The sequence below is a fragment of the Mordavella massiliensis genome (assembly GCF_016902415.1).
Taxonomy (GTDB): domain Bacteria; phylum Bacillota; class Clostridia; order Lachnospirales; family Lachnospiraceae; genus Merdimonas; species Merdimonas faecigallinarum.
Map to the genome: position 1 here is coordinate 1 of NZ_JACJLV010000025.1, position 17,900 is coordinate 17,900.

General features: G+C 51.9%; 17 protein-coding genes. 14 read left to right on the forward strand and 3 right to left on the reverse strand.

Features of this window, described 5'->3' with window-relative positions; translation table 11 throughout:
- From H6A13_RS08380 to H6A13_RS08395, 4 genes are all read left to right on the forward strand, one after another.
- The coding region (locus tag H6A13_RS08380) for a type IV toxin-antitoxin system AbiEi family antitoxin domain-containing protein (protein ID WP_204909154.1) at nt 1-451 on the forward strand (451 nt) is incomplete at its 5' end.
- Nucleotides 448-1,293: a nucleotidyl transferase AbiEii/AbiGii toxin family protein gene (locus H6A13_RS08385; protein WP_204909155.1), complete on the forward strand. Its 846-nt coding sequence runs from the start codon at nt 448-450 to the stop codon at nt 1,291-1,293. The genes H6A13_RS08380 and H6A13_RS08385, both read left to right, overlap by 4 nt.
- Before the next feature lie 19 nt (nt 1,294-1,312).
- Nucleotides 1,313-2,302, forward strand: coding sequence for a helix-turn-helix transcriptional regulator (locus H6A13_RS08390; RefSeq protein ID WP_204909156.1), 990 nt, complete (start codon nt 1,313-1,315; stop codon nt 2,300-2,302).
- Nucleotides 2,303-2,457: 155 nt separating this feature from the next.
- Nucleotides 2,458-3,084, forward strand: a complete 627-nt coding sequence (locus tag H6A13_RS08395) for a hypothetical protein (protein WP_204909157.1) — start codon at nt 2,458-2,460, stop codon at nt 3,082-3,084.
- Nucleotides 3,085-3,096: 12 nt separating this feature from the next.
- Here H6A13_RS08395 and H6A13_RS08400 read toward each other — a convergent pair whose 3' ends face one another.
- Nucleotides 3,097-3,795 (reverse strand): hypothetical protein, encoded by a 699-nt coding sequence (locus H6A13_RS08400; RefSeq protein WP_204909158.1) that lies wholly within the window; start codon nt 3,793-3,795, stop codon nt 3,097-3,099.
- A gap of 163 nt (nt 3,796-3,958) precedes the next feature.
- On the opposite strand from H6A13_RS08400, the gene H6A13_RS08405 reads away from it, so the two are divergent.
- A complete protein-coding gene (locus tag H6A13_RS08405; protein ID WP_204909159.1) occupies nt 3,959-4,621 on the forward strand; it encodes a Crp/Fnr family transcriptional regulator in 663 nt (220 codons plus the stop codon).
- A gap of 92 nt (nt 4,622-4,713) precedes the next feature.
- Here the strand turns inward: H6A13_RS08405 and trxA are convergent, their stop codons facing one another.
- Nucleotides 4,714-5,085 carry a thioredoxin gene (gene trxA, locus H6A13_RS08410; RefSeq protein WP_204909160.1) on the reverse strand — a complete coding sequence of 124 codons (372 nt, stop codon included), beginning with the start codon at nt 5,083-5,085 and terminating at the stop codon, nt 4,714-4,716.
- Between the two features lie 61 nt (nt 5,086-5,146).
- Here trxA and brnQ point away from each other — a divergent pair, with 61 nt between their 5' ends.
- Both brnQ and H6A13_RS08420 read left to right on the forward strand, forming a co-directional pair.
- The gene (gene brnQ / locus H6A13_RS08415; RefSeq protein WP_204909161.1) at nt 5,147-6,487 is read left to right on the forward strand and encodes a branched-chain amino acid transport system II carrier protein; all 1,341 of its coding nucleotides are present in this window, start codon (nt 5,147-5,149) and stop codon (nt 6,485-6,487) included.
- Between the two features lie 217 nt (nt 6,488-6,704).
- Nucleotides 6,705-7,556 (forward strand): Uma2 family endonuclease, encoded by an 852-nt coding sequence (locus H6A13_RS08420; protein ID WP_204909162.1) that lies wholly within the window; start codon nt 6,705-6,707, stop codon nt 7,554-7,556.
- A gap of 74 nt (nt 7,557-7,630) precedes the next feature.
- Here the strand turns inward: H6A13_RS08420 and H6A13_RS08425 are convergent, their stop codons facing one another.
- Nucleotides 7,631-9,376 carry an ABC transporter ATP-binding protein gene (locus H6A13_RS08425; protein ID WP_204909163.1) on the reverse strand — a complete coding sequence of 582 codons (1,746 nt, stop codon included), beginning with the start codon at nt 9,374-9,376 and terminating at the stop codon, nt 7,631-7,633.
- 179 nt (nt 9,377-9,555) lie between these two features.
- On the opposite strand from H6A13_RS08425, the gene H6A13_RS08430 reads away from it, so the two are divergent.
- The 7 genes from H6A13_RS08430 to H6A13_RS08460 all read left to right on the forward strand — a co-directional run bounded on the left by H6A13_RS08430 (nt 9,556) and on the right by H6A13_RS08460 (nt 17,893).
- Nucleotides 9,556-9,954, forward strand: coding sequence for a DUF3842 family protein (locus H6A13_RS08430; protein WP_204909164.1), 399 nt, complete (start codon nt 9,556-9,558; stop codon nt 9,952-9,954).
- Between the two features lie 102 nt (nt 9,955-10,056).
- On the forward strand, nt 10,057-11,331 hold the full coding sequence (locus tag H6A13_RS08435) for a 2-hydroxyacyl-CoA dehydratase subunit D (RefSeq protein ID WP_204909165.1): 1,275 nt from the start codon (nt 10,057-10,059) through the stop codon (nt 11,329-11,331).
- Nucleotides 11,328-13,010, forward strand: coding sequence for an acyl-CoA dehydratase activase (locus H6A13_RS08440; protein WP_204909166.1), 1,683 nt, complete (start codon nt 11,328-11,330; stop codon nt 13,008-13,010). The genes H6A13_RS08435 and H6A13_RS08440 overlap by 4 nt, the downstream gene beginning before the upstream one ends.
- A 473-nt stretch (nt 13,011-13,483) precedes the next feature.
- Nucleotides 13,484-14,239, forward strand: coding sequence for an ATP-dependent sacrificial sulfur transferase LarE (larE, locus tag H6A13_RS08445; protein WP_204909167.1), 756 nt, complete (start codon nt 13,484-13,486; stop codon nt 14,237-14,239).
- Between the two features lie 15 nt (nt 14,240-14,254).
- Nucleotides 14,255-15,019, forward strand: coding sequence for a nickel pincer cofactor biosynthesis protein LarB (gene larB / locus H6A13_RS08450; RefSeq protein WP_204909168.1), 765 nt, complete (start codon nt 14,255-14,257; stop codon nt 15,017-15,019).
- A 3-nt stretch (nt 15,020-15,022) separates the two neighbouring features.
- Nucleotides 15,023-16,276: a nickel pincer cofactor biosynthesis protein LarC gene (gene larC, locus H6A13_RS08455; protein WP_204909169.1), complete on the forward strand. Its 1,254-nt coding sequence runs from the start codon at nt 15,023-15,025 to the stop codon at nt 16,274-16,276.
- Nucleotides 16,277-17,893 (forward strand): ABC transporter substrate-binding protein, encoded by a 1,617-nt coding sequence (locus H6A13_RS08460; protein WP_338043044.1) that lies wholly within the window; start codon nt 16,277-16,279, stop codon nt 17,891-17,893.
- The last annotated feature ends 7 nt before the right edge of the window (nt 17,894-17,900 follow it).

Consider the following 17,900-nt stretch of genomic DNA (forward strand, 5'->3'; position numbering starts at 1 on the left):
GATTTATGCAGCGCCGGATGTCTGGCCGGATGAACTGTATTTGTTGCAGAAAACGAATCCTAAGGTTATTTTTTCAGGGGAAACAGCGCTCTACATCCACGGGCTTACAGACCGGGAATACGGTAGAATTGAAGTGACTGTTCCGCAGGGATATAATGCAGTTCATTTGAGGAAAAAGAAAATCCAGGTAAGAGCACAAAAGGAGGATTTGTATAAATTAGGGAAAACCGTAGTAGATTCTGGATATGGAAATCAAATCGTGGTTTATGATAAGGAGCGTTCCGTTTGTGATGCGGTAATGAATCGAAAAAAGATGGATGTGCAGACGTTTCAGACGGTAATGAAAGAATATATGTCTGATACAGACAGAAGCTTACAGGTATTGATTCGTTATGCGGAAAAGTTAGGAATTCGTGATGAGATGATGAAATATGTGGAGGTGCTGACATGATCCATACATCAAAACAGCTAAAAGATAAAGTGAGAAATATTTCACATAGCGATAATCAGATTGCCCAGATGCTGATTCGGAACTTTATTATGGAGCGATTTTTAGAGAGAGTATCTGTATCACGATATCGTAATAATTTCATACTAAAAGGCGGCATGCTTGTTGCTTCATTAGTGGGGATTGACACAAGGGCAACTATGGATATCGATTCGACGCTCAAGGCACTGCCTCTCAATAAAGAGGATGCAGTACGAATTGTAAACGAGATTATTGGCATCCATATAGAAGACGGTATCCGTTTTGAGATGGTAAAGGTTGTAGAAATTATGACTGACTTCGAATATCCGGGAGTCCGTATGGTGCTGGAAGCCAGACTTGATCGTTTGAAACAGAGGATTAAGATAGATCTTTCTACGGATGACGTCATTACACCTGCAGCAATCAGATATAATTATCGACTTATGTTCGAAGACAGGAATATTGAACTGCTGACTTATACCCCGGAAACACTTCTTGCAGAAAAGATTCAGACCATTCTTGCAAGAGGAATTACAACAACACGGATGAGAGATTTTTATGATGTGTATGAGATTGTAGTGGGCAATAAGGTCACTGTAGAAAAGGCATTGTTGGCAGAGGCATTTGCCGCTACCTGCATGAAACGGAAGACTATATTTTGTTCGGAGCAAATAGAAAAAATCCTGAATGAAATATCAACAGATGGAGGATTACTGAATTTGTGGGAATTGTATAAGAAGGATAATTTCTATGTTGGTGACACAAACTGGGCAGTAGTCTGCGAAGTTGTGTGTGACTACATAAGGGAGAATATCTCAGAATGAAATTTGAGGAGCGATACTTATGCCAAAAGGAACCAATCAGAAATTCAAATTATATCGTCTGGCGCAGCTTATGCTGGAACAGACGGATGACGAACATTACATTACCATGCCGGAGATCCTGGCGGGGCTGGGGAATTACGGGATTACCGCAGACCGTAAGAGCATTTACCAGGATCTTAAGGACCTGGAAGTGCTGGGGATCGAGGTGGAAGGGGAACCGGACGGGAAAGGTTATCACTATCATGTGGTTTCCAGACCGTTTGAACTTCCGGAACTGAAGCTTCTTGTGGACGCGATCCAGTCTTCCAGATTTATTACGGAGAAAAAGACCAATGCGCTGATCCGGAAACTGGAGAAACTGGTCAGCAGATATGAAGCGAACCGGCTGCAGCGCCAGGTGTTTGTCTCGGGCCGGATCAAAACCATGAACGAAAGCATTTACTATGCGGTAGACACGATCCACAATGCCATTTCAGATAATAAGAAAATACGGTTCCAATATTACCAGTGGAATGTAAAAAAGGAAATGGTGCTGCGCCGGGACGGCGCATTCTATGAGATCAGTCCCTGGGGCCTTTCCTGGGACAGCGAGAATTATTATCTGGTGGGCTTTGATTCGGAGGCCGGGGAGATCCGGCATTACCGGGTGGATAAAATGCTCCGCATCCAGATGACAGACAAGGCCAGAGAAGGAAAGGAACATTTCCGGAAGCTTGATATGGCCGACTATGCAAAGAAAAGTTTCGGCATGTTTGGCGGGGAAGAAAAGACGGTTAAGCTGCTGGTGGATCACCAGCTGGCCGGAGTGATCGTTGACCGGTTCGGAAAAGATGTGCACATGATCCCTGTGGATGAGAATCATTTTACGGTCAGCGTAACCGTTATGGTCAGCAGCCAGTTCCTGGGCTGGATCTTTTCGCTGGGAGAAAAAGTGGAGATCCTGGGGCCGGAGGAAGTAAAAGAACAGATGCGCCGGGAAGGGGAAAGACTGTTGAAGCAGTATTCGTAAGGTGGCATTTTTATAGGACACCTGATCCGTTAAGCTGTATCCAACAAGAAAAAGAAAGGTTGGATAGCAATGAAAGGATATCATACAGCAGACGGATATATGGGTTATATTGACGGAGAATACCGGCTCTTTGCCAGTGAGACGGATTACCGGGAATGGGTGGAAGATTAAGAGATACTGGAAAATATTACCGCGTTCATTTCCTTTCCTGTGATGGTATAATGTGGAACCATACCGGTGCAGGTTACCGGGAATACAGCAGGAAAGGAAGAGAGGATGAAAAAGAAGTGGAGAGGTTTTCCCGCTTTTGTGAGGAGTTTGCCAACTATGAGAGGGAACCAGGCCAGGATATGACGCTGCTTGTAACAGCGGACGGGAAGGCGGTAAAAAAGATCTATTACACCCGGATTTTTTATGACCGGATTGCTTTTCAGACACAGGGAAGTTATATTCCGCCTGTTTACGGAAACCGGGGCGACGACATCCGTGAGGAAATGAGCAGGATCCCGGAACCGGAACGACCGGGGTATATATTCCTGGGGTGGGAACCGGAACTGCCGGAGACCATGCCGGAGGGAGAACTGACGGTACATGCCCTGTGGGAGCCGGGGGAGAGTCAGTATACCGTGCTAAGATGGATGGAGCATGCGGAGGATGAAGAATATTCGCTGCTGGGGGATCAGGAAGAGACCGCAAAGATCGTGGTCAGAACTGCGGCGGCGGGAATCGCGGTGCTTCTGCTGCTGGCGGTCAGAAAGAAAAAGAGGCTGGCTCTTAAATAAGAGCCGGCCTTTTTAGAAAAGATTGATCATGATCAGGCCCAGGCCGATCATGGCAGTGGCCAGATATTGCCTGCGGGTCAGAAGTTCCCGGAATGCCAGGTAATTGATGACATTTACCAGAATGATCAGCCCTGCGCTGTAAGTGGGATAGACGATATAGGCCGGAAGTACGGCGGCCGCGCGCATGACAAACAGCGTGGAAAGCTGATTGGGGATTCCCACTCCGATGCCAATCAGTACATCCTGGAGGCGCATGGGGCCGCCATCCCGGAGAAATAACAGGACGCTTACCGCCAGAGCGGCAAGGAAGGTATACAGGACAAAACAGGTCTGGCTGTCCGCACCGTAGTACCGGCTGTAAACTTTGGACACAAAGTCCAGTGTCCCGCCCAGGATAAAGATGGCAAGAAGACCGAATACAAAGGCAGGGCGTTCCTCTTTGCCGCCGGAGTTCATAAGGAGGATCGCGGCGCTGCAAAGGATCAGGCCCGCAATCTGCACGGGAGCGGGGATTTCCAGGAATAACAGAGCCGACAGGATGGTGGGGATCAGGATTCCCAGCCGGTTAAATGTGGTGGTCAGCGGCGCGCCGTTTCTGCGGATGCTGAGCTGGATAAAAATGAGGGCGGCCACAAAGCCGATCCCGTTAAGGATTCCTGAAATGACGGACAGAAGATCGCTGTGGAGGACCAGAGTTTTATCCTCCAGCATGAAAAAGCTTATCTGTTGTCTGACTGCCGGATCTTGTGCGTCGTAAAAACCCGGCAGATTGATTTTAGCACAAAGAAAGCTTTCTGCCTATGCTTGTTCTGCGTGAAAAAATCCAGTATACTGAATCTATATCAATACACAGACAAAAGGAGAGAAAAAGGCCATGGGCTTTGCAGAATATTTTCCGGTAATCCGTAAATTAACACCGGCTCAGAGAAAAAGGATCGAAGAGTCCGTCACGGAAAAGAAGGTCCCCAAAGGAATGGTGATCCACGACGGGACCACAGGGTGTACAGGACTTCTGGTGGTGCGGTCTGGGCTTTTGCGGGCGTATATGCTTTCAGACGAGGGAAGAGAGATCACGCTTTACCGCCTGTTTGAACGGGATGTATGTCTGTTTTCCGCATCCTGCATGTTGAGAAGCATTCAGTTTGATATCAATATCCAGGCGGAGAAAGATACAGAATTGTGGGTGATCCCGGCCCATGTCTGGCAGCAGCTGACAGAAGAATCAGCGGTACTTTCGAATTACACCAGTGAATTGATGGCCGGGCGGTTTACGGATGTGATGTGGCTGATCGAGCAGATCATGTGGAAGAGTCTGGATAAACGGGTGGCGGATTTCCTTCTGGAAGAAATGACAGTAGAAGATTCGGAAGTTCTAAAGCTCACCCATGAGGCGGTTGCGGCGCATCTTGGTACGGCAAGAGAGGTTGTGACAAGAATGCTGCGGTATTTCCAGAGCGAAGGGATCGTAAAACTGTCCAGAGGGACGATTGAGATCCTGGATACTGCAAAGCTGGAGGCTGTCCTGGAAGAAAAGTAAGAAACGGCAAAAAGAAAAAGCGCACAGATCCTGGAGGGGAGACTGTGCGCTCATTTTTTTCGGGGGTTTTTTCTGGAGGGATGTATGGCCATTTAGATCATCTGTAGGATCTGCTCTTTTGGTTTTGCGCCGGTAGAGCGGTTTACCATCTCTCCGTTTTTGAAAACGGCCAGGGTGGGGATACTCATCACCCGGAACTGTCTGGCCAGTTCTTTTTGTTCATCGACGTTGATCTTGCAGACCTTGATGTCGGAACGCTCATCGGCGATCTCGTCCATGATGGGAAGAACCATCTGGCAGGGGCCGCACCAGGATGCCCAGAAATCTACGAGTACCGGTTTGGCGGAATGTAATACTTCCTGCTGAAAATTTTCTTTATTGATATGAATTGCTGACATATATGTGTCCTCCTTTGTTTTGGTTTGTTTTGTTTTTTGTTGTGTTAAGAATACCAGAGATAACATTGTCTTTCCGTGACAAAGTCACTATAATAGAAAGAAATAAATAGAAAAGCTGGGAAAAGGTATGAAAAAGTTAAGTTTCAAAGAAACCATTTTTGTAGCAAGTATGTTATTCGGGATGTTTTTCGGGGCAGGGAACCTGATCTTTCCGGTGTCTATGGGGCAGATGGCGGGAGATCATATCTGGCTGGCGGCCCTGGGATTTCTGGTGACCGGTGTGGGACTGCCGCTTCTTGGAGTGGCGGCGCTTGGGATCAGCCGGGAGACCGGTCTTCTGGGTCTGGCAAGCAGGATCGGGAAAAATTATGGGGTCTTTTTTACCTGCGCCCTGTATCTGACCATCGGACCATTTTTTGCCATCCCAAGATGCGCGTCTGTTTCTTATACAGTAGGAATAGAACGGATCCTGGAAGGGCAGGACCAGACACTGTGGCTGGCCGTCTTTTCCTTCCTGTTTTTTGCCATTGTGCTGTTTTTCTCCTTAAGGCCCGGAGAGATCCTGACCTGGATCGGCAAGGTGTTGAATCCTTCCTTCCTGGTGATTCTGGGACTCCTGGTAGTGGTGGCGCTGATCTCGCCTATGGGCGATCCTATGACTATGGCTCCGGAAGAAGGGTATGAAAGCGGCGCTTTATTTACCGGCTTTCTGGAAGGATATAATACCATGGACGCACTGGCGGCCCTTGCATTCGGGATCGTGGTGATCGAAGTGATCCGTGGGCTTGGCGTGGAGCAGCCGGGACAGATCGCGAAGGATACGGTGAAGGCAGGGATCTTCAGTTCGATCCTGATGGCCGTGATCTATGTGCTGGTTACGCTGGTAGGCGGACAGAGCCGCGGAGAGTTTGGCATCAGCAGCAATGGCGGCGAGGGTCTGGCGCTGATCGCAGATCATTATTTCGGCGGAGCCGGTATGTTTATTCTGGCTCTGATGGTGACACTGGCCTGTCTGAAGACGGCGATCGGTCTGATCACAAGCTGCAGCGAAACATTTTCCGAGATGTTTCCGAAGTCCCCAGGATACCGGTTCTGGGCGGTATTGTTCAGTGTGGTCTCTTTCCTGATCGCCAATCTGGGACTCAATGCCATCGTGGCTTATTCTGTGCCGGTATTGATGTTTTTATACCCGCTGGCTATTGTGCTGGTGCTTCTGACCTTGTTTGGAAGCTGGTTTGACAATAACCGCCATGTACTGCGCTGGACCATTGCATTTACTGCGGTGGCGGCCCTGGCGGATTTCCTGCGGGCGCTGCCGGAAGGGACGCAGGACGCGCTGCATACAGCGCCTGTGACAGATATGCTGGGTAATGTGATCCCGTTGTCGGAGCTGGGATTTGGATGGATCGTTCCGGCGGCCGTCGGATTTGTGATCGGATTGATCGCCAGCAGGCGGCGCGGTGCATAGAAGTAGTTGATAAAAATTTCATAGAGGGAAAATGGATGAGAGATCTGCTGTGTAGAGGATAACCTGTGCACGGCAGATCTTTTTTGCATATAGAGAAAATCTATATATAGCGGAGATGATGAAAATGCTCAAAAACGGATAAAACGGGTAATAAATTCCGAAAATGGTTGACACATGGATACGCAGGAGATATGATAATAAAAAGGGGGGGGTTTGGATGCTGTACGAAAAACTAAGTGAGAGAAAAAAAGAATTAGGCATGACTACAGAGCAGCTTTCCCGGCTGTCAGGAGTGCCAGTGGGAACGATCAATAAGATCTTAAGCGGAGAGACAAGATCGCCCCGTTATGCGACCTGGCAGGCGCTTGAAAGAGTTCTGTATGGAACAGAAGGATCAGAGACGGGAGGCGCAGAGGAGAGCCGGAATGTGCCGGGGGAGTTCTGGGACACGGCTTATGGAAATCCTCCGGACGTAGTCCGGGAAGCAGTGACTCCCTATCTTACGAAAAGACAGGGCGAGTATACGGTGGAGGATTACCGGAAGCTGCCGGAGGATGTGCGGGCAGAGCTGATCGACGGAGAGCTGATATTTCTGGAGACGCCCACTTTTACGCACCAGGAACTGGTCACGGAGCTTCTGTTTGAGATAAAGCTGTACATTCATAAACATAAGGGACCCTGCCGGGTGCTCCCATCGCCTCTGGACGTACAGCTTGACTGTGACAACCGGACCATGGTGCAGCCGGATATCGCACTGATCTGCCAGAATGAAAGAATCACAAGAAAAGGGATCTATGGCGCGCCGGATTTCTGTATTGAGATCGTGTCGGACTCCAGCAGGAAAAGGGATTACGGGGTCAAGATGCAGAAATATATGAATGCCGGAGTCCGGGAATACTGGATTGTGGATCGGAAGAGGGAAAAGGTCGTCTGCTACTGGTTTGAGGGCGATGACGCGCCGGAGATCACTATGTATTCCTTCCGGGACAGAGTGCCTGTCAGAATCTATGACGGCAGTCTGGAGGTGGATTTTCCGGGGATCCTGGAGCGGCTGTGGAAGGAAGCATAAAAGAAGATACGAAAGAGAAAGAAAGAGGCGGAAGACCAGGATGGCCCTCCGCCTTGTGAGTTCAGATGCTATATTTAATTGGCGGGAATTCCGGCGGAAGGCATCTGGTAGTAATGTGCATAGATCCCTCCAAGCTTTAACAGTTCTTCGTGGGTGCCCCGCTCGGCGATCGCGTTGTCCGCTACCACCAGGATCTCGTCCGCATTCTGAATGGTGGACAGCCGGTGGGCGATCGTGATGGTGGTACGGTTGTGGGAGAGGGTGTCCAGACTCTTCTGGATCCAGCGTTCACTTTCGTTATCCAGGGCGCTGGTAGCCTCATCCAGGATCAGGATCGGCGGATTCTTTAAAAAGACTCTGGCGATCGAGATCCGCTGTTTCTGTCCGCCGGAAAGCCGGGTGCCCCGCTCGCCTACATATGTGTCATAGCCGTCGGGCAGACTTACGATAAAGTCATGGATATTTGCCTTTTTCGCCGCATCTATAATTTCTTCCATAGGAGCACCGGGCTTGCCATATGCGATGTTGTCCCGGATGGTTCCGCAGAAGAGATAGACATCCTGCTGAACGATTCCGATCTGGTTTCTGAGGGAAGAAAGGGTCAGTCCCCGCACGTCTTTTCCGTCGATCAGAACCCGTCCGCCTGTGACATCATAGAACCTTGGCAGCAGGTTGCAGATGGTGGTCTTGCCGGAACCGGAAGGCCCGACCAGGGCGATGGAACGTCCGGCCGGGATGTCGAAAGATACGTGCTCCAGGACCGGCGCGTCGTCGTCCGGATAGTGGAAAGACACATTTTCATAGGTTACATTTCCCTTGATGTCCTTTAGCGGCTTTGCGTCCGGGGCGTCTTTGATCTCGATCTCGGTATCCATAACGTCCAGGTAACGGCGGAAACCGGAGAGCCCTTTTTGCATCATTTCCATCAACTCTACCAGGATCTGGATGGGGCTGATGAAAATACCGATGTACAGGGCATACATAGACAGGTCTACTACGCCCATCTGGCCGCGGGCGATGAGATAACCGCCGTATACCAGAGTTACCAGGTACATCATGCCCTGGAAGAACAGGTTGCCGCCGGTAAAGTCGCCCATGCATTTATAGTTGGCATTTTTTGACATCAGGAATCCGTGATTGCTCTTTGCAAATTTTTCCCGTTCAATGTCCTCGTTGGCAAAAGACTGGACCACACGAATGCCGGCCAGGGTATCCTGCAGGCTGGCGTTGACGTCGCCGATCTTGCGGCGGTTGTCAAAGAAAGTCTCCTGCATCCGTTTATTCTGGCTGATGGAAAAGATCAGCATGCAGATGACCAGGACGGACAGAGGGATAGCGAGCCGCCAGTTGATCAGGAACAGGAAGATAAAGGATCCGATGATCTTGATCAGGGAAATGAACAGGTTTTCCGGGCCGTGGTGAGCGAATTCGGCGATGTCGAAGAGGTCGGAGACCAGTTTGCTCATCATCTGTCCGGAATTGTTCTGGTTATAGTAGGAGAAGGATAACTTCTCGTAGTGGTCAAAAAGCCGGGACCGCATATCCCGCTCCATGTAGGCGCCCATCATATGGCCCTGATAGCTGACATAATATTTACACAGGCTCTGGAGCACATACATAAGAAAGAGGCCGATGCCGATCGGGACAAGGGCTGCCAGGATCTTGTCCGTGCTTTCTGTAAAGAGCCCGTTGATGGCGCCGCGCAGGAACTGCGGATACAGAAGATCCACGATACTGATGAAAGTGGCGCACAGAAGATCCAGGAAAAATATGGTCTTATATGGCCGGTAATATTGGATAAATCGCTTTAAAGTATGCATGATACCATAACTTCCTCTCTGAAATATGTTTAGCATCTTATTATAACACCGGGGTATGGGGAAAGGTCAACCGTTTGCGCGGGAAAATCTGTGAAAAAACAGGGGTTTCTGTTGCGGAGGAGGCGTCTGCGTAGTAAAATAAATGCAGTTTGGAACAGAAAGTCTGGTGAAGGAAAGAAATGAAAGTATTGATCATAGACGGCCAGGGCGGCGGCCTGGGCCGGCAGCTGGTAAGTGCAGTAAAAGAGAAGTGTCCGGAGACGGAGGTGCTGGCGGTGGGGACCAACAGCACTGCTACAGGCGCTATGCTCCGGGCAGGAGCGGATCAGGCGGCCACCGGGGAAAATGCGGTGCTGGTGGCATGCCGCAAAGCAGACGTGATCATCGGACCCGTCGGGATCGTGATCGCGGATTCCATGCTGGGCGAGATCACTCCGGCCATGGCTGTAGCAGTGGGACAAAGCCGGGCCAGGAGAATCTTGCTTCCGGTGAATCAGTGTGATAATATAGTAGTCGGCGCCGCAGATCTCAGTATGGCGGATAAGGTGCGGGAGGCTGTAGAGCTTCTTGGCCGATAGACAAGTGGTTATAAAAAGTAAAATTATGGAAACATACCAGGGAAGGGGCAGGATTTTACGATCCGGCCACTTCCTTTTGGATTGGAAAAGATGGAGGAAACGATGTGGGTTGTAGATAAATATATTGACTATGTGAAAGAACAGACCATTGAAGATCCCAGGAAGAGCTGGGGAAAGATGTTGCTGGGATTTCAGGCGAACAAGGTCCGGACAAAGATCCTGCCAAAGAAAAATCTGGCGAAAGGCTATCAGAAGCTGGAGGCCATGATGATGTCTTTTGTGGCAGACGCGCTGTGCCAGCCGGACAGCTACGTGTGGGGGAATATTTTCTCGCCCTGTGAACTGATCCGTTGTTTTGGATTAAAAACGCTGTCCATTGAATGTCTGTCCTGTTATTTGAGCGGTTATCACCTGGAAGATTATTTTATTGATTATGCGCAGAATACAGGGATCGCGCCTACGCTCTGCTCCTATCACAAGACTTTTGTAGGAGCCATTGACAGCGACGCAGTACCGGTGCCGGACTACGCGGTTACTACGTCTCTTTCCTGCGACGGGAATCTGAATACCTTCCGGTATCTGGAGAAGAAAAAGGGCGTGCCTTTTACATTTCTGGACGTGCCCTATGGAGATGACGGAGCGTCTGTGGAATATCTGGCAGAGCAGCTGCGTGAGTTCGCTCATGAACTGGAGGAACGGTTTGCCGTCAGATTTGACGAAGAGAAGCTGAAGGAATCGCTGCGGATTGAAAATGAGACCCGCAAAGAGCTGGTAGAGTTTTTCCGTCTTCAGAGCGAGCATTATTATCCGGGGGAACTGATCAGTCATCTATATATGATGATGGGCATGCATTTGCTTATCGGTACACAGGAATTCCTGGATCTGATCCGGTTTATGAATGAGGATATCCAGACTTATCCGAAATTCGAAGGAAAGAAGATCCTGTGGGTACATTTGCTTCCGTTTTATCAGGAAAGTCTGCAGAAATGTTTTAACACCAATCAGAATTACCAGATCATTGCCAGCGATATCATTCTGGACTCAGCGGAGAAGCTGGACCCGGAGCGCCCCTTCCACTCGCTGGCCCGGAAGATCATCCACAACATTTACAATGGATCCTATTCCCACCGGGCGTCCATGATCGGCAAGTTATGCGATACCCTACATCCGGACGCAGTGATCCAGTTCTGTCACTGGGGCTGCAAGCAGTCCTCCGGCGGCAGTATCCTGTTAAAAGAGGAAATGCAGAAAAAGGGGATCCCCATGCTGATCCTGGACGGCGACGGCATTGATAAGCGCAACAGCCACGACGGACAGATCAAGACCAGGCTGGAGGCATTTCTGGAAATGTTAGATGTGGAGGAGGAGACGCGATGATCGGATATATCTGTAAATACGCTCCCATTGAGGTGCTGGAATCCATGGGGGCAAAGATGGAGCGGATCGAGCCGGATGTGACGAATTTTAGCCAGGCGGAGATCCGGATGCACCCGAATATCTGCAGCTTTGCCAAAGGTGTGCTGGAGACGGTGATGGAGAAGGATTATGAAGGGATCATTCTTACCACCTGCTGCGACAGTATCCGGCGGCTGTATGATGTGCTGAAAGAAGAATTTCCGGACAAATTTATCTATATGCTGGACACGCCAAGGCTGGTGAAAGAGGTTGGCGTTGACCTTTATGAACAGAGGATCCGCGCCATGATCCGGGCTTATGAAGAATTCTCCGGGAAATCGTTTGATGAAAAGGTATTTCTGGAATATCTGAAGGGGAAAGAAGAACCACAGCAGAACGGAGTGAAAGACCGTTCGTTAAACATCGGAATCCTGGGCGCCCGGGCCAATGAAAATATTGGAAAGATCCTGGAACAGCGGGGCGCCAATGTGGCCTTTGACCTGACCTGTACCGGGGTGGGCAGAAGGCTGTTCTGGGATGAGAAAGAGCCTTTGAAAGAATACGCCAGAGGACTCCTTAGCCAGTTCCCCTGTATGCGGATGGAGCAGGCGGCCAACCGGGACGAACTGATCCGGCGGTACGCAGACAGTGTGGACGGGATCATTTACCACACTGTCCAGTTCTGCGACAATTATGCTTATGAATATGCCTGGCTGAAAGACTGGCTGAAAAAGCCCCTGCTGCTTCTGGAGACGGATTATACAAAGCAGAGTTACGGGCAGATCCTGACAAGGATCGAGGCATTTCTGGAATCCTTACAGAAAGAAAATATGCAGAAAAAAGGAAGAAAACCAGCGAAAAAAATGGAGGGAAAGAACAGGATGTACGTACTTGGAATTGACAGCGGATCTACGTCCACCAATGCGGTGATCATGGATCAGGACCGGAAAATGAAGGCATTTTCTGTAGTCCGCACCGGAGCCAAATCCGGGGAAAGCGCAGAGAAGGTATTAGAGGATGTGCTGGAGAAGGCAGGACTTTCCAGAGAGGATATTTCCTGGATCGTATCCACTGGATACGGCCGGGTCAGCATTCCTTTTGCCGATGAAAATGTGACGGAGATCAGCTGCCACGGCAAGGGCGCGCATTATTTTAATCCGCAGATCCGGACCATTCTGGACATCGGCGGCCAGGACAGCAAGGCTATTAAGTTAAGTGAAAACGGAGAAGTCAAAGACTTTGTCATGAATGATAAATGCGCCGCCGGGACAGGGCGTTTCCTGGAGATGATCGCCCGGACTCTGGAGGTAAGCCTTGACGAGCTGGGGGCCATCGCTCTGACTTCTACAGAAGAGATCGAGATTACCAGCATGTGTTCTGTGTTCGCGGAGTCGGAGGTGATCTCTCTGATCGCCAATAACAAAGAGAAAAATGATATTTCCAATGGAGTCTGCAACGCCATTGCCGGCAAGGCTTACGGCCTGCTGCGCCGCGTAGGCCTGGAGCCGGGATTTATGATGACCGGCGGCGTGGCTAAGAACCCGGGCGTGGTGCGCGCGGTAGAGAAAAAACTGGGAGAGAAACTCTACATCTGTGAGGAGCCGGAAATCGTAGGAGCCACCGGGGCGGCGCTGTACGCACTGGAGCAATACGAAGGGTAGGTAAGAAAGTGTCAAATGGGGACGGGGGATTTTTAAAAATCCCCCGTCCCCATTTGTTGCAGAACTGCAAAGACTTTCGGAAGATTTACAACAGGTACTGGGCATGTTAAAATATAGGGGCAGAAGGAGGAGCGTGTGAATATGTGTCAGGCATTGGAAGAATGGTATCAGGATGCGTTGAAGAAGGAGAAGTAAAAGGAAGGGAATCGGCCTGGAAGAGGTGCGCGGTATTCTTGAGTAACAAAACAGTTGCCGGCAGTTTTTCTATATGGTAGTATTAGAAAAGAGCTCCGGCAGGAAGCCGGAAGATGCGTCAGAAGACGTGAGGATTATGATACAGAAGTTTTATCAGATATAAATGGTTGCCTTATGGCAACGGAGATACAGGTTGACAGGAAAGATATCAGGAAGGTATCTGTTTTCAGGAGAAAGCAGACATCTTCCTGTTTCTATTTGTAAGGAGGAAAGAAGGTATGACATTACAGGAGTTTTTTAAAGAAGCCCCCAAAGCCGCGGTGGCCTTTTCCGGCGGTGCGGACTCTGCCTTTCTCCTGTGGGCGGCCAGGGAATACGGTGCGGATGTCCGGGCCTATTATGTGAAGACGGCCTTCCAGCCGGCTTTTGAGCTTAAGGACGCCAGGCGGCTGGCGCGGGAATTGCAGGTGCCGATGACTGTGATCGAAGAGGATATCCTGGCGGTGCCGGAGGCGGCGCAGAACGGCCTGAAGCGCTGTTACTACTGCAAACGGGCGCTGTTTTCCAGCCTGCGGGAAGCCGCATGCCGGGACGGATATCCGGTGCTTCTGGACGGGACCAATGCTTCTGATGACGCGAAAGACCGGCCGGGCATGCAGGCGCTGCGGGAGCTTCAGGTGCGGTCGCCTCTTCGGGAATGCGGGATCACCAAGGAACAGCTGCGGCAGATGTCTAAAGAAGCCGGTCTGTTTACCTGGGAGAAGCCGGCCTATGCCTGCCTGGCTACCCGGGTGCCCTCGGGAACGAAGATCACGTTGGAGACCCTTAAAAATGTGGAGCGGGCGGAAGAGATCCTGTCAGAACTTGGCTTTGCGGATTTCCGGGTGCGTATCTGCCAGGAGGGAGCAAGGATCCAGGTAAGAGAAGAAGAGATGGCGGATCTTCTGGATCAGAGGGCAGTTGTTATGGAGCGGTTAAAGCCGCTGTTTCCCGCTGTACTGTTGGATCTGGAAGCCAGGAAGCCATCCAGATAGAAGGAAGGAGAAGCAATGGATAATAAACATGACATTTTAGAATTGCTGCGCCAGGTGGCGGATGGAAAGGTGTCACCGGAGAACGCCATGCTGGAGTTAAAGGAGGCGCCCTTTGAAGACCTTGCCTATGCCAAGATCGATTTTCACCGCAGCGTCCGTCAGGGAGCCGCGGAGGTGATCTACGGTGAGGGAAAGACGCCGGAGCAGATCAAAGGGATCGTAGAACGGATGGGCGAGAAGGGGTGCCGCAACATTCTGGTGACCCGGATCAGCCAGGAGACTGGAGACTATCTGTCCCGGTTTGTTCCCATAGATTACCATAAGATCCCCCGGCTTGGGATCGCATTTCCGGAAGCCCGGCCGGGACGGGGAAATATTGTGGTGGCCACTGGAGGGACCAGCGACATGCCGGTGGCAGAAGAGGCGGCGCTGACTGCCGAAGCCATGGGAAATCATGTGACCCGGGTTTATGATGTGGGCGTGGCGGGACTTCACCGCCTGCTGTCTAATCTGGATATTCTCATGCAGGCCCGCTGTGTGATCGCAGTGGCAGGCATGGAGGGAGCCCTGGCTTCCGTGGTGGGCGGACTGGTGGACTGCCCGGTGATCGCAGTACCTACAAGCGTAGGATACGGCGCCAGTTTTGGAGGCTTGTCGGCGCTTCTGTCCATGCTGAATTCCTGCGCTTCCGGGTGCAGTGTGGTGAATATCGACAATGGATTCGGGGCCGGGTATCTGGCCAGCCGGATTAATCAGATGGAAGGGATCAAGGAGGAATAACAGATGCGGACATTATATATCGAATGTAACATGGGGGCAGCCGGTGATATGCTGATGGGCGCCCTGTATGAACTGCTGGAAGATAAAGAGGGATTTCTGAAGACCATGAACAGCCTGGGACTGCCCGGCGTGCATGTGGAGGCGGAGGCGGGAAAGACCTGCGGGATCGCCGGGACGCATATGCGGGTGACAGTACACGGAGAGGAAGAAGCTGCCTGTGGACACGATCATGCGCACGATCATCACCACCACCATCATCATGCCACGCCGGGGCATATCGGGGAACTGATCGACACCCTGCATCTGCCGGAAGAGGTAAAGAAAGAGGCCAGAGCGGTGTATGACCGGATTGCCCGGGCAGAAGCCAGGGCTCACGGCTGCCCTGTGGGGGACGTGCATTTCCACGAGGTGGGAGCCCTGGACGCGGTGGCAGATGTGACCGGTGTATGTTATTGCCTGTATCTTCTAAAGCCCGGGCGGATCGTGGTTTCCCCGGTCCATGTGGGAAGCGGCACGGTGCGGTGCGCTCACGGGATCATGCCGGTACCGGCGCCTGCCACAGCCAACCTGCTGAAGGGAGCGCCAAGCTACGGCGGAGAGATCCGGGGAGAACTGTGTACGCCTACCGGAGCTGCGCTTCTTACCCAGTTCGCGGATGCTTTTGGCCCGATGCCGGTGATGACAGGCACTGGCGTGGGGATCGGGATTGGAACAAAGGAATTTCCTCAGGCCAACTGTGTGCGGGTATTCCTGGGAGAAAGTCAGGAGTCGGAAGCCGCTGGCATGGAAGCTGGGGAGACTGGCGCAAATGGCAGGATCACAGAACTGATCTGCAACCTGGACGACATGACGCCGGAGGCCCTTTCCTTTGCCTGTGGCCGGCTTCTGGAAGCAGGGGCGCTGGACGTGTATACCATTCCCGGCACCATGAAAAAAGGTCGCCCCGGCCATGTACTGACGGTGCTTTGCGAAGAAGGGAACGAAGAGGAAATGGTCCGGAAGATATTCCGGGAGACGGCCACCAACGGAGTGCGGGCCCGCCGGTGTGAGAAATATTTCCTGAAGCCGGGGGTGGAGAAGGTTTCTACGCCCTGGGGCGAGGTGCGGATCAAGACCGCTTTCGGATACGGCGTCACTCATAAGAAACCGGAGTATGAAGACGTGGCTAGGATCGCCAGAGAGCAGAACCTGCCCTGGGGCAAGGTGCGGGATGAGGTGATCCGCCGGACGGATATTGACGGACAGGAGGAGAAATAATTGAGGCGGTTTACGGCAATCATTCTTACAGCAGGACTTGCGGCAGGTCTTCTGGCAGGCTGCGGCGGGGCTATTGGAAGTGTGGAGACTTCCGGGGAGAGTCAGGCTTCCAGAGAAGATTCCGTTATCGTTGCCATGGGTCCCACATCGGAGCCGGAGGCAGGATTCGACCCGGCCTTTGGATGGGGCGCAGGCGAGCATGTCCATGAGCCTCTGATCCAGAGCACTTTGACAGTGACCAACCCGGATCTGACCATCGGCTACGATCTGGCTACAGACACCAGCGTCAGCGAAGACGGACTTACCTGGACGGTGACCATCCGGAAAGACGTGCAATTTACAGACGGAGAGCCGCTGACTGCCGGGGACGTGGCATTTACCTACAACACGGTGAAAGAGACCAGTTCGGTCAACGATTTCACCATGCTGGACCGGGCGGAGGCCCTTGATGATACCACCGTGGTGTTCCATATGACCCGGCCATTTTCCATCTGGCCCTATACCATGGCGGCGGTGGGGATCCTGCCGGAGCACGCCTATGACAGCCGCACCTACGGGACCAACCCCATCGGCTCTGGCCGGTATATGCTGAAGCAGTGGGATCAGGGGCAGCAGGTGATCCTGGAGGCCAACCCGGATTATTACGGGGAGGCACCCAAAATGAAACAGGTGACCATTCTTTTTATGGAGGAGGACGCGGCGTTTCTGGCCGCCCAGGCGGGCCAGGTGGACGTGGCCTATACTTCCGCCACGTATTCGTATCAGAACATAGACGGGTATGAGCTGGCCGCTTATGAGACGGTGGACAACCGGGGATTCAATCTGCCGGCGGTCCCGGAGGGGACGGATGAGGAAGGCAGACAGACAGGAAATGACTTCACTTCGGATGTGCGGGTGCGAAGAGCCATCAATCTGGGGATCGACCGCCAGGAAATGATCGATCATGTGCTGAACGGTTACGGAAGCCCGGCTTACAGTGTCTGCGACCAGCTTCCCTGGTACAGTGAAGCTTCGGAAGTAGCTTACGACCCGAAAGAAGCGGGGAAATTATTGGACGAGGCGGGCTGGAGAATGGGACCAGACGGCGTCCGGGAAAAGGACGGTGTGAAGGCCAGTCTGAACCTGCTGTTTTCTACCGGAGATTCGGTCCGCCAGGCGCTGGTGGAAGATTTTGCGGATCAGATGGAGGAGCTGGGGATCGCCTGCACCACCGAGGGCGTGGGCTGGGATGCGGCCTATGACCGGGCGCTTGCGGACCCGCTGCTGTGGGGATGGGGCGCTCATACCCCCATGGAGCTTTATAACATTTACCATACAGAAGAAAAGAGCGGCTCCGCCCGGTATTCCCCCTATGGAAATGAGGCGGTGGACGCATATATGGATCAGGCGCTGGCAAGCGGGGATCTGGAGGAATCCTATGCCCTGTGGCAGAAGGCCCAGTGGGACGGGACCACCGGCGTGACCCAGGAGGGAGATGTTCCCTGGGTGTGGCTGGTGAATATCGACCATCTTTACTGGGTGCGTGACGGCCTTAGGGTGGCGGAGCAGAAGATCCATCCCCACGGCCACGGCTGGTCTGTAGTCAATAACGTGGATCAGTGGAGCTGGGAAGAGTAGAAAGGAG